Origin of the sequence: Chitinophaga sp. YR573 (assembly GCF_900110995.1) — a bacterium.
Classification (GTDB): Bacteria; Bacteroidota; Bacteroidia; order Chitinophagales; family Chitinophagaceae; genus Chitinophaga.
Genome location: NZ_FOJF01000001.1, coordinates 1,847,330 through 1,861,639 on the forward strand (window position 1 = coordinate 1,847,330; position 14,310 = coordinate 1,861,639).

At 40.9% G+C, this 14,310-nt stretch carries 17 protein-coding genes; 7 read left to right on the forward strand and 10 right to left on the reverse strand.

All coding sequences use genetic code 11. The features are described from left to right. The first annotated feature begins 140 nt into the window (after window positions 1-140). The 3 genes from BMW86_RS07700 (at window position 141) to BMW86_RS07710 (ending at window position 2,634) form a co-directional block, all read left to right on the forward strand. On the forward strand, window positions 141-1,019 hold the full coding sequence (locus BMW86_RS07700) for a hypothetical protein (RefSeq protein ID WP_218149126.1): 879 nt from the start codon (window positions 141-143) through the stop codon (window positions 1,017-1,019). A 100-nt stretch (window positions 1,020-1,119) separates the two neighbouring features. Continuing rightward, the gene (locus BMW86_RS07705; RefSeq protein WP_089780554.1) at window positions 1,120-1,860 is read left to right on the forward strand and encodes an SDR family oxidoreductase; all 741 of its coding nucleotides are present in this window, start codon (window positions 1,120-1,122) and stop codon (window positions 1,858-1,860) included. A 21-nt stretch (window positions 1,861-1,881) separates the two neighbouring features. Further along, window positions 1,882-2,634, forward strand: coding sequence for a glucose 1-dehydrogenase (locus tag BMW86_RS07710; protein WP_089780555.1), 753 nt, complete (start codon window positions 1,882-1,884; stop codon window positions 2,632-2,634). Window positions 2,635-2,706: 72 nt separating this feature from the next. Here BMW86_RS07710 and BMW86_RS07715 read toward each other — a convergent pair whose 3' ends face one another. The 4 genes from BMW86_RS07715 to BMW86_RS07730 are packed head-to-tail and all read right to left on the reverse strand — an operon-like array spanning window position 2,707 to window position 5,250. Next, window positions 2,707-3,138: a phosphohydrolase gene (locus BMW86_RS07715; RefSeq protein WP_089780557.1), complete on the reverse strand. Its 432-nt coding sequence runs from the start codon at window positions 3,136-3,138 to the stop codon at window positions 2,707-2,709. Continuing rightward, window positions 3,116-4,363 (reverse strand): RNA polymerase sigma factor, encoded by a 1,248-nt coding sequence (locus BMW86_RS07720; RefSeq protein WP_089780559.1) that lies wholly within the window; start codon window positions 4,361-4,363, stop codon window positions 3,116-3,118. The genes BMW86_RS07715 and BMW86_RS07720 overlap by 23 nt, the downstream gene beginning before the upstream one ends. 48 nt (window positions 4,364-4,411) lie before the next feature. Further along, window positions 4,412-4,771 carry a YciI family protein gene (locus BMW86_RS07725; RefSeq protein ID WP_089780561.1) on the reverse strand — a complete coding sequence of 120 codons (360 nt, stop codon included), beginning with the start codon at window positions 4,769-4,771 and terminating at the stop codon, window positions 4,412-4,414. 11 nt (window positions 4,772-4,782) lie between these two features. Next, window positions 4,783-5,250: a carboxymuconolactone decarboxylase family protein gene (locus tag BMW86_RS07730; RefSeq protein WP_089780563.1), complete on the reverse strand. Its 468-nt coding sequence runs from the start codon at window positions 5,248-5,250 to the stop codon at window positions 4,783-4,785. Between the two features lie 192 nt (window positions 5,251-5,442). On the opposite strand from BMW86_RS07730, the gene BMW86_RS07735 reads away from it, so the two are divergent. Beyond that, a complete protein-coding gene (locus BMW86_RS07735) occupies window positions 5,443-6,429 on the forward strand; it encodes a hypothetical protein (RefSeq protein ID WP_143056519.1) in 987 nt (328 codons plus the stop codon). An 18-nt stretch (window positions 6,430-6,447) separates the two neighbouring features. Next, window positions 6,448-7,458, forward strand: coding sequence for a hypothetical protein (locus BMW86_RS07740; protein ID WP_143056520.1), 1,011 nt, complete (start codon window positions 6,448-6,450; stop codon window positions 7,456-7,458). A 43-nt stretch (window positions 7,459-7,501) separates the two neighbouring features. On the opposite strand, the gene map is transcribed toward BMW86_RS07740, so the two are convergent. From map to BMW86_RS07765, 5 genes are all read right to left on the reverse strand, one after another. After that, window positions 7,502-8,302 (reverse strand): type I methionyl aminopeptidase, encoded by an 801-nt coding sequence (map, locus tag BMW86_RS07745; protein ID WP_089780569.1) that lies wholly within the window; start codon window positions 8,300-8,302, stop codon window positions 7,502-7,504. A 95-nt stretch (window positions 8,303-8,397) separates the two neighbouring features. After that, on the reverse strand, window positions 8,398-8,721 hold the full coding sequence (locus BMW86_RS07750) for a S24 family peptidase (protein ID WP_089780571.1): 324 nt from the start codon (window positions 8,719-8,721) through the stop codon (window positions 8,398-8,400). A gap of 115 nt (window positions 8,722-8,836) precedes the next feature. Beyond that, complete coding sequence (locus BMW86_RS07755; RefSeq protein ID WP_089780573.1) at window positions 8,837-9,769, reverse strand: hypothetical protein; 933 nt, start codon at window positions 9,767-9,769, stop codon at window positions 8,837-8,839. Between the two features lie 98 nt (window positions 9,770-9,867). Then, window positions 9,868-10,437: a Crp/Fnr family transcriptional regulator gene (locus tag BMW86_RS07760; protein WP_089780575.1), complete on the reverse strand. Its 570-nt coding sequence runs from the start codon at window positions 10,435-10,437 to the stop codon at window positions 9,868-9,870. A 69-nt stretch (window positions 10,438-10,506) separates the two neighbouring features. Beyond that, complete coding sequence (locus tag BMW86_RS07765; RefSeq protein WP_089780577.1) at window positions 10,507-11,142, reverse strand: sterol desaturase family protein; 636 nt, start codon at window positions 11,140-11,142, stop codon at window positions 10,507-10,509. A 222-nt stretch (window positions 11,143-11,364) separates the two neighbouring features. On the opposite strand from BMW86_RS07765, the gene BMW86_RS32760 reads away from it, so the two are divergent. Beyond that, on the forward strand, window positions 11,365-12,462 hold the full coding sequence (locus tag BMW86_RS32760; protein WP_177189190.1) for an SDR family NAD(P)-dependent oxidoreductase: 1,098 nt from the start codon (window positions 11,365-11,367) through the stop codon (window positions 12,460-12,462). 323 nt (window positions 12,463-12,785) lie between these two features. Here BMW86_RS32760 and BMW86_RS33320 read toward each other — a convergent pair whose 3' ends face one another. Next, complete coding sequence (locus tag BMW86_RS33320) at window positions 12,786-12,977, reverse strand: putative quinol monooxygenase (RefSeq protein WP_089780579.1); 192 nt, start codon at window positions 12,975-12,977, stop codon at window positions 12,786-12,788. 190 nt (window positions 12,978-13,167) lie between these two features. Between BMW86_RS33320 and BMW86_RS07780 the strand changes: the two genes are divergently transcribed. After that, window positions 13,168-14,310 carry a TlpA disulfide reductase family protein gene (locus tag BMW86_RS07780; RefSeq protein WP_089783594.1) on the forward strand — a complete coding sequence of 381 codons (1,143 nt, stop codon included), beginning with the start codon at window positions 13,168-13,170 and terminating at the stop codon, window positions 14,308-14,310.

Consider the following 14,310-nt stretch of genomic DNA (forward strand, 5'->3'; position numbering starts at 1 on the left):
AATTGTTAAGGATTGCTGATGAAGTCTGAATCGAATCGTCCAATAGGGTATACGTTCGTCAGTGCCTTGTCCCCCGGCTCTTAACAATTAGTTCACATGAGGGTAACATGACAATTTTGCCTAATTTTGCAAGTATCATCATGATAAATAAAATAATAATATTAGCGGCGTTAATCCTTCTTACAGCCTATTCCTGTAAGAAAGACGAACATACTGTCATTGTTTCCGGCAACAGATATATTAGTAAAGTATTTGATTATCTGCCCGCTCCCGGTCAGTTTATCAATGAAGACAGCGCTGGTACCAAAGCAGGCGCCCAGCAACTGGTTGGCAACACAGACCACCTGGTATCACTGGGTGGTTATGGTGGCTATATTGTATTCGGCTTTGACCATTCCATTGTAAACAGTGAGGGTTATGATATCGCCATCTATGGCAATGCATTCAACACCGGTGTATATGAATGGTCCGAACCCGGCATCGTAATGGTAAGCAGGGATACGAACGGCAATGGTTTACCGGATGATACCTGGTATGAACTGGCCGGCAGTAACTACGACAGTACCAGCACTATCAAAAAATACAGCATCACCTATTATAATCCAAAGGCTACCGTAGATGTTCCCTGGAAAGATAACCAGGGCCATACCGGCGTCGTGCTAAACAATATATCCCATAATCACCCTTATTACCCTTCCTTTGCGGCAAATCAGGACTCTATCACTTTCACGGGTACATTACTTCCCAATACATATGGACTGAAAGAAGGTACCGGTATTTACCAGAACCTGGCTTTCTCCTGGGGCTATAGCGATAGCTGGTCGGTGAAAGATGATTACCCCGACAACTACTATAACTCTTTTGACATTACCTGGGCTGTAGATGAAAACGGGAATAAAGTAACGCTGACTGCCATAGATTTTGTAAAAGTATATACAGGGCAGAATAATCCTGGTAATTCAATGCTGGGAGAGATTTCTACAGAAGTAAGAGGTGCGGCTGATCTTCACATAAAATAACAATACGTCATAGTGGGAAATTTACACCTAATAGTGTGATATGTGTAATTCTTAGCATCGTGCATATCTCATCTTTGTAGTGTCATTAAAGACATACAATATGAGCACATTATCACAGAAAGTAATCTTAGTAACCGGCGCATCAAGAGGTATAGGCGCAACCATAGCACAGAAACTGGCTGTAGCAGGCGCCAAAGTAATTGTCAACTATGCAGGTGGTAAAGAAGCCGCAGAGCAGACAGTTAACAGCATCAAACAAAACGGTGGAGATGCCATTGCTTTACAGGCCGATGTAAGCAAGGCAGATGAAGTAAAAGTAATGTTCGATGCCGCTATCGCACATTATGGAAGAATCGACGTACTGGTAAACAACGCAGGTATCATGATCACCAAACTGATTAAAGATACTACAGACGAAGACTTCACACGCCAGTTCGATATCAATGTTCGCGGTACCTTCAACACCATGCGTGAAGCCGCTACCCGCCTGGCCGACAAAGGCAGTATCATCAACTTCTCTACTTCAGTGAACCGTATCATGTTGCCAACTTATGCTACCTATGTAGCTACCAAAGCAGCAGTAGAGCAACTTACCCGTGTATTCTCCAAAGAAGTAGGCGCAAGAGGTATCAATGTAAACTCCGTTTCTCCCGGCCCTACCAATACAGAATTATTTACTAAAGGCAAATCACAGGAAGTGATAGACCGGCTGGCTTCGCTCTCCCCTTTCAACCGTATCGGAGAACCCGAAGACATCGCACAAATCGTTCTCTTCTTAGCTTCTGATGAAGCAAAATGGATCAATGCACAGAACATTGGTAGTAACGGCGGTATGGCTTAATCAAATTAAAATATAACAATCATGAACAGTCTTAAAAATAAAGTAGCACTCATCACAGGATCAGCACGTGGTTTAGGTAAAGCAATTGCAGAACGTTATGCAGCATTAGGTGCAGACATCGTTATCAATTATTCAAGAGATAAAGCTTCTGCAGAGGAAGTAGTCAATAACATCAAAGCAATGGGCGCAAAAGTAATTGCTGTACAGGCAGATGTTAGTAAGGTAGCAGATCTGGAAAGGCTATTCCAGGAAGCTAAAAAAGCATTTGGCAAAATAGATATCGTAGTAGCCAATGCAGGTATAGAACTGGTAGAAACACCCGTAACAGATTTCACTGAAGAACAATTCGACCGTGTATTTTCTATCAATACAAAAGGCGCTTACTTCACCATGCAGCAGGCTGCAAAGAATATAGAAGATAATGGCAGGATCATATACATCGCATCCAGCACCACTTCTTTTCCAGTACCAGGTATGGCAGTATATGGTGGTAGCAAAACAACGCCGAGATACATGGTGGAAATTTTATCCAAAGAAATTGGTCACCGAGGTGTAACCGTAAATACTATTATTCCTTTCGCGGTAGATCACTCCGGTATTTTCGCAGAAGCTGGCAGTTATCCTGAGCTGAGAAAACAATTACTGGATAGCTGTCCAATGGGCAGGTTGGCAGAAGTAGAAGATGTTGCCAATGCAGCAGAATTTTTTGCCAGTGATCTTTCTTCTTTTGTAAACGGTCAACACCTGTTAGTAAATGGAGGTGCCACCAATTAATCTCTATATATTAAGAAAGGGTATCTGTTTCTCTATGAACCAGGTACCCTTTTAAATAAATCCTCAGGTGCATTAACGTATCACACTGGCCGAAATAATCTTATACGCTTTCAGGTATTTGTTCAAACGGGCTACATCTTTTTCCCTTACTACATCCATACGGCGAATATCCATATTGTCAGTAAGATCATGCAGTTTCACCACACATGATAAGCGGTTTTGCAGGGTTCGCTGTATAAACGCATCATAATCTTCATTTTCGGATAACTTGGTCACTCCACGTAAGCCCTCCAGTATCACCGGTGACAATCCCTCTGATGCCAGTTGTTCAAACGTTACATTTGTATCTTCCACTATATCATGCAATACCCCACAGATCTTCTCCTCTTCCGTAATCCCCATATTCATGACCCTCATTACATGGCCTAAATAGGGTGCTCCATATTTATCTACCTGTCCTTTGTGACCGGTTGTTGCTATTTCAATGGCTCTTTCCAGTGTCATATATTCCTTCTATATTTTTAGTAATGACGGCTTTGTCTGCACTTGAGTTTGCAAGTGACAAGGCCGTCTTATAATGTCCCAATGCTTTTGCATTATCAACATCTGTATAAAGATATCCTAATAATGAATAATAGAAATGATTATCGGTAAGCTGTAATTTCTCTGCTTCAATAATCGCTTTTCCCTTTCCGTTAGCCTTCGCAAGCGCGAATGTTCTGTTCAAAGCAGCAATAGGCGAATACTCTATCTGAAGTAGTTGGTTATATAACTGCAAAATATTCTCCCACTTTTCGGTTGTATCTTCTTTATGCGTATGCCAGTAAGCAATACCTGCTTCAAAATGGTATTTCGATAATTTATTCCCTTTGGATGCCTGGCTCAGATAATAGATCCCCTTATCAATTAATTCCTTATTCCATAACGTTGTATCCTGATCATTATATAGAACAGTTTCCCCCTGTTCATTTATCCTGGCTTCAAACCGGGATGAATGAAAACACATCAGTGAAAGTAACGCATTCACAGCCGGTTTATTGGTAGATTCGTTTTCAGCCAGCAGGTAAGTCAGGCGCATCGCTTCCGCACAAAGATCTTTCCTTAAAATAGTATCCTGAGAGGTGGAATAATACCCTTCACTGAATAACAGATACAGCGTTATTAACACCGTGTTCAACCTCTCATCTATCTCTGCAGGTGATGGTTGTTCAATCCGTATCTTCTCAATTTTCAGCTTTTCTTTAGCCCTGTTTAACCTTTTATAAATAACTTCCTTATTAGTTAAAAAGGCATCCGCTATTTCCTGGATCCCAAATCCGCACAATAAATTCAATGCCAGTGCTATCTGGGATTCTGCAGATATACAGGGATTACACACCGTAAAGATCATCGCCAGCTGACTATCATTTATACTTTTAACAGACAGATCAATTTCGATTTCTTCTACGCTGCTACTGCTATATTTTATTTCTACTGAAAGTTTTTTGGCAAAGAGGGCATCACGTTTTAAATAATTCTTCGTTTTATTCTTGGCAACCGTATACAGCCATCCCGTTGGGTTTTCGGGTACTCCTTTCAAGCTCCACAATTCAGTGGCAGAAAGGAAGGTATCACTAACAATATCTTCCGCTATTTCAATATGTTCTATGCCGAATAAATAACAGAGTACTGAAACAATTTTCCTGTACTCTGTCCTGAATAAACGGGGTATAAGTTCTTTTTCTTCCATGGATTAAATAAAGTGCCTTTGCAAAGGTACAAAGGCACTTATTATTTTTCAGCTATTGCTTTCAGATACCAGCATACGCACTTCAACACTTCCGTTCCATGGCGCCCTTAAAATCGGGCAGTCCCTGGCCAGTTCTGCGGCTTCATCATAATCCAGGGCCCTTATCACAATAAATCCACCTATCGCCTCTTTAATCTCTGCATAAGGCCCATTGATAACGACCTTATCTGATTTGATCACCTTTCCATCGGGACGCAGCCTGTTACCCTGACTTACCAGTTTATTCTGAGCGGCCAGACTGCCTTTCCAGTCGAGCCATTCTTTAATAGATGCCTGCATATCTTCAGGTGAAGGCTGGTTCTCCTTCGTTTCGTGATCTCTTCTGAATATTAACATGAATTCGTCCATTTCCTATAAGTTTATTTTTGAGCAAATTGACCCACCTGGTAAGTGCCAACCGGAGCACCAAAAGCGATATTAACGCGATTATAACTATTAATAGCAATAACACCTAATGTCAGATCTATCAGTTCTGCTTCAGAAAACTGTTCTTTTGCAGCATCGTAAATCTCATCAGGTACCAGGCTTGATTCTATCCTGGTAAGCGCTTCGGCATAAGCGAATGCAGCACGTTCCCTATCTGTATAAAAAGGAGCTTCTCTCCATGCACTTAACAGATATAAACGTTGCTCTGTTTCACCCATTTCTCTTAGCTCTTTAGCGTGCATATCCAGGCAGAAAGCACAGCCATTCAACATCGATACTCTAAAATAAACTAATTCCAGAAAAGATTTGGAAAGGGTTGATTTTGAAAGATGTCTACCCATAGCAGATAAAGCGCCCATAGCCTGTAAACCTTTCTCTTGTACATTAATTCTTGGTTCCATTTTTAACTGATTTTATTGTTGATAATGTGAAATACACCTCAATAACAATCAGCTTTTAATAATTGGACAAACTTCTCAAAAAAAATAAACTTATCTACATAATTAAATTAAAACAGATGTAATAATCAGATAATATTATGTCTATAATATTTATTAAATTCATTTATTATTTTGTTTAAAACCCTCACACAAATGAAAAGGAACCCACTATTAATTGTTTGTTGCCTGGCAGCTGTAGCATTTATTTATTCTTGCCAGAAAACATCAGAAAGTATGCCTAATCCCAAACCAACGGGGGGAGAGAAAGCATTGATCCATCTACGCCTTGATGGGGACATTACTATTAATCAGTCTGCCTTACCCGGCAGCAGGAAAGCACATAATTATGTGTTTGCCAGAACAGTACGGGACAGTACTATTTATGCCGTAGACGTACGCATAGGCAATACGCCTTATGCAGCCGGTGTTTTTAATAACCCGGATTCCATCAACCTGGAATTGCCTTCGAACATCAGCTATACGATTACTGCTGCCGCCTTTAAAAAAGGAAGTGGCGAGGGATTGTATTTCCAGGAAGACGGATTTGGCGATCAGTATTTCTTCAGGCCATTAAGGAGATCATTAGAAAACAGGATGCACTATACTGCAAATGATTCCAGTTTCCTTGGTGACCTTACTTATGCCACCACTTTTGCAGCCGACACGACCAGTTCCTTCAATGGCTTCTTTCCTGAATTGGATAGCTATACGGGCAGAGTCAATTTTAATGCAGACTCTTCTCAGACATTAAACATCCCCATGAGAAGAGTTGTGTTTGGCATTAAGTATAGCGCTGTGAATTTTACCGGTGGATACCTGATTGTCCAATACAGTAATTCAATGCAAACTAAATACCTGACACCCGATAATATCGATAACAGTCTTAGTATTTATACAGCGAATGATTTCCGGTACAGTGAAACACTTAGCTCATGGGAACGTATTCTTTTCACAATCAAATGGGTAAAGCCTGATGGGACTACTACCACTTTAGGAGGAAAAGAACTCATTCCTTTCAACAGAAGTTACATAACGACCGTCAATATTACATTGCCCACAGGATCCACCAATACAAATGCCGGAATAGGTATTTCCCTCACAGATACTGCGTGGACAAGCACAAACGTAATTAACTTCTAATCTCCCCAACTTATTAGCATGAAAACAAGATTCATATTAATTATTCTAACTGTAGTGACTGTTTTTTATTCCTGTAAAAAATCAGAAAGCAGTAAACCCACACCAGTAGTAGTCACCGGTGAAAAAGTAAAATTGAGTATCCGTCTTAATGGAGACATTACTACCAGCCAAACTCCCTTTCCCGGAACAAGGTTGAGCAACAAAAATTATGCATCTGCTAAAGATCTGAACGACAGCACCATCTACGCTATAGATGTTCGTGGTACGTACGACGGCTCACTATATGCACAAGGCATTTTTAACACACCAGACAACATTATGTTAGAAATTCCCAAGGGTATTAACTACACGATTAAAGTTGCTGCCTTTAAAAAAGGGACCAGTATAGGCTTATGGTGGGGAATAATGTCTCCTGGTTATCAATATTTTGAGCGCCCGTTGTACAGAACGCTGAAAAATGAAATGGTATACAATTCCGATGTTCCAAACTCTCCGGAGGCACTTGACTATAGATTTTTAGATACATTGTCTTACATGACTGTTCGTGGAGATATCATCTTTGATATCAGGGAAGAATATCTTTACTCAGAACAGGATAGTTATTATGGTACAACAAATTATATCGCTACAGACTCTTCTTCTTCTTTCATAAACATTGCACTTAAAAGAATCAGCTTCGGTATTAAGTATAACATGATAAACTACACTGGTGGTACATTAGTAGCTGATTACGATGGTCTGATGAGGCCAAGATATATTAATACTTACAACTTAACTGACAATCTGGATATCTATACAGCAGACACTTATCGCTGGCAGGATACATTCTTTAACGGACAACGGATTCACTTAACACTGAAATGGCAGAGAGATGATGGTGCAGAAGTCCTGTTGGGAGATACGTACCTGTCGCCTTCAAGAAACTCTCTCACCACTGTAAATGTGACAATGCCACAATCCAATGCAGTCAAAGCAGTCATTCAATTAACTGATACTGCCTGGCTAGGTAATAATTATGTTGATTTTTAATATCAGACTATTAAGGGATAGCAGATTGCTATCCCTTAATAACTTAATAATAAGATGAGTTTAAGGCACTATTCGCCTTTTCCGCCTTTTCTATGAGCGTATAATCAGATAAGATAAGAGCTTCTCCTTTTTTAACACATACATCGTGTTCAAAATGTACCGATGGTTTACCATCCTTTGTTCTGATCGTCCATCCATCCGTATCAGTATAGACATGCCTGCTCCCCATATTAATCATAGGTTCAATAGCCAGTGTCAGGTTCTCCTTCATTAATATACCAGAGCCTTTCTTACCATAATTAGGCACCTGGGGATCCTCATGCATATCACGTCCCAGGCCATGCCCTACCAGTTCCCTCACTACACCATATCCTTCATTCTCATTAAAAACCTGGATAGCATTAGCAATATCCCCTACTCTGTTCCCTGATACCGCATATTTTATCCCCTCATATAAAGACGCTTTGGTAATACGTACCAGCTTCAAAACAGCGGCATTAACCTCTCCTAAAATGAATGTATAGGCATGATCTCCATGATAACCGTTTTTATAAACCCCTACATCCACAGATACGATATCCCCATCCCTCAAAGGGGTTTTATTGGGGAAACCATGCACAACTGCATCATTTACCGAAGTAGTGATATTATGCGGATAACCATGATAATTCAGAAAAGAGGGCGTAGCCTGATGGTCTGCAATAAATTCAGCAGCTAATTTATCAAGATCAAGGGTTGTAAGCCCCGGTTTTAAGATTTTAGCTATCTCTGCTATAGCAGCACTCACCAGCAATGCACTTGTCTGCATTAGTTTGATTTCATCCTCAGTTTTGTACTTAATCATCCCTGCAAATTACTTAATTTCATGGAGGAGAGAAATAGTTCTGATCGCGGAATTGTTTAAAAGAGGCAGGGGGGTAGGGCTAACAATCTGAATTTTTAATTTGCTTTGTAGATGATGTGATTCTGATATTCTCCTACGACTACTTTCCCGTAAATAGTCCTGGTCCAGCCGTTCTCAAAACCATGATTATTCGCAATCAGGAATCCTTTATGCGCATCTGTTTTAATAATCTTGTGAGCATCAATATATCGTCCTCTCACTTTACAGAATACAATATCACCTATTTTGTATTCACCGGCTTTTTCAAAGGTTAAATGGGTGCCGCTCTTCAGAATGGGTAACATTGAGCTGCCAAATGCTTTCATTTTCCCTTTACCCGTTGATTCCAGCTCGCTCTTCAATCTCTCGTACTTGTTCATTTTTTAAATTTTTCATTTGTATATTATTTATACACAAAGCAAGTACTCAAGTATGCAGCCTATCTGCGCAGATGGAAAGGCCTTACAGCTTGCACCGTAAGGCCTTGATTTATAATCAGAAAGTTATCTCCTGTAATAAAAAGTCCGTACTCCTGGGAGCCTTAGGATCAAACAGTTCACTTAGTTTAGCATTTAAAACATGATACTTCCCGTTTACCAAAACGCCGGTTGTAGGAAATGGCAGCATGCTTGCTTTGGAACTGATAATATTGGCGCTTGTCCAGTTATCCGATGATTTCAGCTGGAAAATTCGGGAGGAGGCATTGGATACTGCCACCAATTCATTTTTACCATTCAGGATTAATCCGTCAGCACCCTTCAGTTCATCCACTTTAATGGTTTTAATATTGGTGGGCTTTTTAATATCGATCTTATATAACAGACCTTTATTAGATTGGGCCACTATCAGATAACCATCAGGATGATAAACAATTCCATTTAAGTTGAAACTTTCTCCGGTCCATGCTTCGTCCTGTGCAAAGATGGAAGCATGATGGTTTTTATCTACTTTAAAAATGACAGGAGAAAAACTATTTGTTACATACAGGTTCCCTTCGTTATCCAATGTGAGATCATTGATAAAGTTAGGATGACCGGGATTAAGCGCTCCCAAATCAACTTTAAATTTACGTTTGCCTGATGTCAGATCATACCCGATAATTTCAGATAATTTATACGCTGTTGCTGGATTGGTTTTAACGGCTACACCATTATCTACATTGGTAACAAACAGTGTATTACTTTTTTCATCTGCCAGAATACCTATTGTTGCTACCAGCTCAGGGTCTTGTGTGAATGGCCTATAATTACCTTTAAAATCCAGCTTACCTATCTGGGCGGTATTAATGGAGCTTACAAAGAAAACGTTTTGTTTTTTGCTGTATGCAGTTCCTTCCGGATATAGCTTGTCGGCATGTATGGGAATGTTTTGTCCGAAAGTGAAAGAGCTTATGCCCAAAAGCATACTGATTGCGAATGTACTTTTCATCGTTGTTTAATTTTGCGTTAATTGCTAATGCAAAATTTCACAATTACAGCAGGCTGACGAAGGTCAATTATCACTTTGATTTTGTGATAAAAGTCACATCAGGAACGGTATAAACGACTTAACGTTTCGCGGGAGACACCGAGGTAGGATGCTATAAATGATTTAGGGATACGGTTAATCAGATGAGGATATTGCTGAATAAAATTTTCGTAACGTTCCTTTACACTGCCCATGATCATCAGTTGTAATCGTTTCTGCAGGGAGATATAACCCAGGTTGGCTTTCACCGCTACAAAATGTTCATATTTCCTCATTTCGGAAACCAACTTCTCCCTGTTCTCCAAGGTAATACCAAGTACTTCGCTATCTTCCAGACAATCAATATTGATGGTAGCGGCTGATTGTTTAAAAAAGGCTTCTCTGTCTGTAATCCACCAATCCTCAACCCCGAACTGATAAATGAATTCCTTTCCGGTATTACTATCAGACATATAAGCTTTCAAACAGCCTTTCAGTACAAAATACTCATACTTTACGCTATTCCCTTCCTGTACAAGAAAAGAGTGTTTCTTCAGTTTTTTAAATACAAAATGGCTGAGGATATAATCAAATTCTTCATCTGATAATGGGCTGATAACACCTATATGATCTTTAAGTAAATGAGGCACAGCGTAAAATAGTTAAAAGAAAAAGGATAGCACAATTGCTACCCTTTTTTAATTCGGTTAGGGGGGATATCAGACTAAGTTGTGTGTATCCTTATTGAAATCGGAACGCAGCATCTTATCCCATATGGCCGTACTTACGCCAAATCCTTTTGTAGCATCCTGGTAGTGATGCAGCATATGGTGCTGTTTTACCCTTTTCATCAGGCCGCTCTTAAAATTATGATGATGCATGGCATAATGCAGCATATCATAAATCAGGTAGCCAATCAGGAAACCAGGGAAAAAAGCATGCAAAGCCGCTTTATCCTTGATAAGCCAGGCGAAAAGGCTGTAAAACAATATGGCAAGCGGGATACTGGCAGAAGGCGGCATTACCAGCCTCATTTTGTCCCTGGGGTAGTCGTGATGTACCCCGTGAAAGATAAAATGCAGCCTTAAAGCCCATTTTTGCTTGGGAATATAATGAAAAATGAACCTGTGCAGCACGTACTCTGTTGCTGTCCATATAGCCAGCCCCAGCGCCATATATGCTATAAAGGTCAGGCCGCTGATCCCCTCTGAAAAAGATTTATAGATGAAAAAGCCTACCGTAGGCACGTAAATGTAAAGAGGTACAGTAAAATGAACCTTTGACAAGCTCTCCAACAGTCCACTTTTAAACATCCTTGTCGATTCTGACGAATTTGAAACATAATTTTTAGCCATTGCTACTGATTTTTATCGTTCCTCCTAAGTTGGTGATTCCTGAATTTAGTCCAAATTTCGGCTAAATAGTTAAATCCTTACCATTTCCCAACATTAAAAATAGATAAAATTGAGGTATTACTTAAACAGGAGTGTCATGAAAGTGCCAAAAAAACACTTAAATCGTCACCACAACTGTCCCGCTCTCCTCCACGACCTTTGCCTAAATTAATAATTAAAGCAATGACTAATCAACGTGAAACACCTGGTATGGTGAAAGCATTAACTGCAGAGGAGCGTCAATCCATAGAAATATTTTACAGCGCCTGGAAGGAGAAAAACCCTTCGTTGCTGGATGAGGTATGTACCCCCGACTGGCAAGATATCCCATTAGGTAAGGACCAGGTAGATGGCCCTCAGGGATTGAAAGATATCATCAGTCACTTTACAACTATATTACCAGACATAGAAATCATCATTCATGAGATTTTTGGTACACATGAACGTGCCGGGGTAAGGGCAGCCATCTCGTTTACCCATCAGCATGAGGTATTGGGAATTCCAGCTACCGGCAAAAAGGTCACTATCGCCCTCCACGAGTTTCACTACCTGAAAGAAGGTAAATTAACGCATACCTGGCACCTGGAAGACTGGTTCAGCCTGTTGATGCAGAGCTCACCTAAAACGGCGGTTATCACTGGTATCAGCAGTGGCATTGGCCTGGCATTAGCACAGAAACTGTTAAACGAGAACTACCATGTAATCGGCACTTCCAGATCAGGGAAGATGGAAGGTTTTCATCACCCTAATCTCCATGTAATCCCGCTGGAAGCTACCGATAAAGACAGTATCCAACAGGCCATCAGCCAGATTCCCAAACTAACCAGGGGCATAGACCTGCTGATCAATAATGCCGGAACCGCCCCGGACGTGTTCGATATCAATCCTGAAATAAATGCCTTTAATCAAACATTAGCTACGAATGTAACAGGAGTAGTATTCTTTACAGAACCTTTACTACCATACTTAAAAGAAGGCGCACAGGTAGTCTTTATTTCCAGTAATATGGGATTGCCGAGGAATGCGGATAGTAATGGCCCTGGTTATAGAATGTCCAAAGCGGCTGTTAATATGTATGCTTCCATATTGGCTAAACGGGTTGCTGAAAGAGGAATCCGTGTAACACCTATGCATCCGGGCTGGGTACAAACCAAACTAGGTGGTAGCCAGGCACCCTATACACCGGAGCAGGCTGCTGATGCACTCTACCATGGGATAACCACTAATGTGGAAAGTGGCAAATTCTGGAATACCACAATCAATGCAATAGAAGAGTTTTAAGTTAAACAGGCTGTCAAAAGTAATTAATACACTCTTGTAGCAAAACATAATAGGCTCCGTCGGAACCCCGTGTTTGTAGCAACGATCTATCTTCTCCATAATAGACTCCGTTAGGAATCTCGCGTTAAATTGCTACAAACACGGGACTCCTAACGAAGTCGGTTTTGTTGGTTAATATGATAGTACAAATACGGGGCTTCGATGGAGCCTTTTTAGTATCTACTAATACTTTTGCATTCTTATGTTTGAAAAAAACAGCTTGTTTATATCGGGGTGAGCCGACAAATTTCCGAACCAGTTTTTTAGACGATTTAACCCGATATTCAATGGGCAGCTACAGCCTCGTCATTGGCCCAGCCAGCTACCAGCATGAACACGGCCGGGTCTTCGGATTGCTGAAAGAGATTATAATACAGACACCCAGGTTCGCTGCGAACGGGCTCCACGAGTTCGAGCAGGAGTTCCCTGACTTGCTCGCGGTATTCAGGCTTGCTCCGGATGGTCGCTGAAAGAATACATTAACAAATATCCGGGGGTTCCCCCTTCCGGAACACTGGTATACCCCTCAATGTAACAGCTCCCCTTTGCGGGGCTTTTTTGTCTGTATGGGAAAATATTTCTGTAAAAAAGCTAAGAAAATCGCTGACAAGTGCTTTATCCTATAAACACATCTATTCAGCATTTTATTTTTTAAACAGAAACTATATGAAATTAGGGTTCCTTGTCTGCACAGTAATGGTTCCTGTGTTGGCTTTCTCACAAAAAAAAGACTTTAGTATTACAGGTAAGCTAGGCAAGCTGGATAAACCTGCTAAAATTTACATTGACTATAGCGATGCTCAGGGGCAGGGTAAGGAAGACTCTGCAAACGTGGTAAACGGGGGATTCAGACTGACCGGTTCTGTAGAAGGGTATACGACCGCCCGCATGGCACTTGATCATGAAGGAAAAGGCAAGCCATTTTCCATTTATTCGCCTGGTGCAGATGTGATCTATTTCTATTTCGGTGCTGAGAATATTCAGGTAACGTCTGTAGATTCTTTAAGTAAAGCTGGTTTTGCCGGGTCCTCAGTATATGACGAGTTTTCAGCCTACAACTTAAAAATAGGTGGTTCCATTATGGCCCTTAGCGCTGCCTATCAGAAAGAATATGCGGAGGCATCTCAGGAAGATAAAAGGGATCCTGAGTTTATCAATGCACTCAATGCAAAACAGATTGAGTTAAGGAAGCAAAGAGGTATGAAACAGGTAGAATTTGTCAAAAACAGCCCAAACTCCTTTTTCGCCCTGGTAGCACTGTCTGAAGTTGCAGGCACTTATACCGATATGGCTACTGCGCAAACATTGCTCGACGGACTTAACAAAGACTTCCGGAAAAGCGATATAGGCAAAGAACTCAGTCAGCGTATTACCGCTCAACACCTTACTGCTGTTGGTAACCCGGCGCCAGCCTTTACCCAGAACGACGTAAAAGGCAAGCCCTTATCACTCGCCGATCTGAAAGGTAAGGTAGTACTTCTCGACTTCTGGGCCAGCTGGTGCAGTCCCTGTCGTGCAGAGAACCCTAACATGCTGAAACAATATAAGATATATAAAGACAAAGGTTTCGAGATCCTTTCTGTATCCCTGGATTCCAAACAAGATGCGTGGGAGAAAGCTATCGCAGACGACGGACTTCCATGGCTGCATGTATCTGATTTGAAAGGCTGGAACAACGCAGTAGGACGCCTGTATGGCGTAAGAGGCGTGCCAGCATGTTATCTCATTGACAAAAACGGTAAGATCATTGCAGATAATGTTCGCGGTGAGAAGTTGAATGAGAAACTGGCCGAAATCTTTAGTAACTAA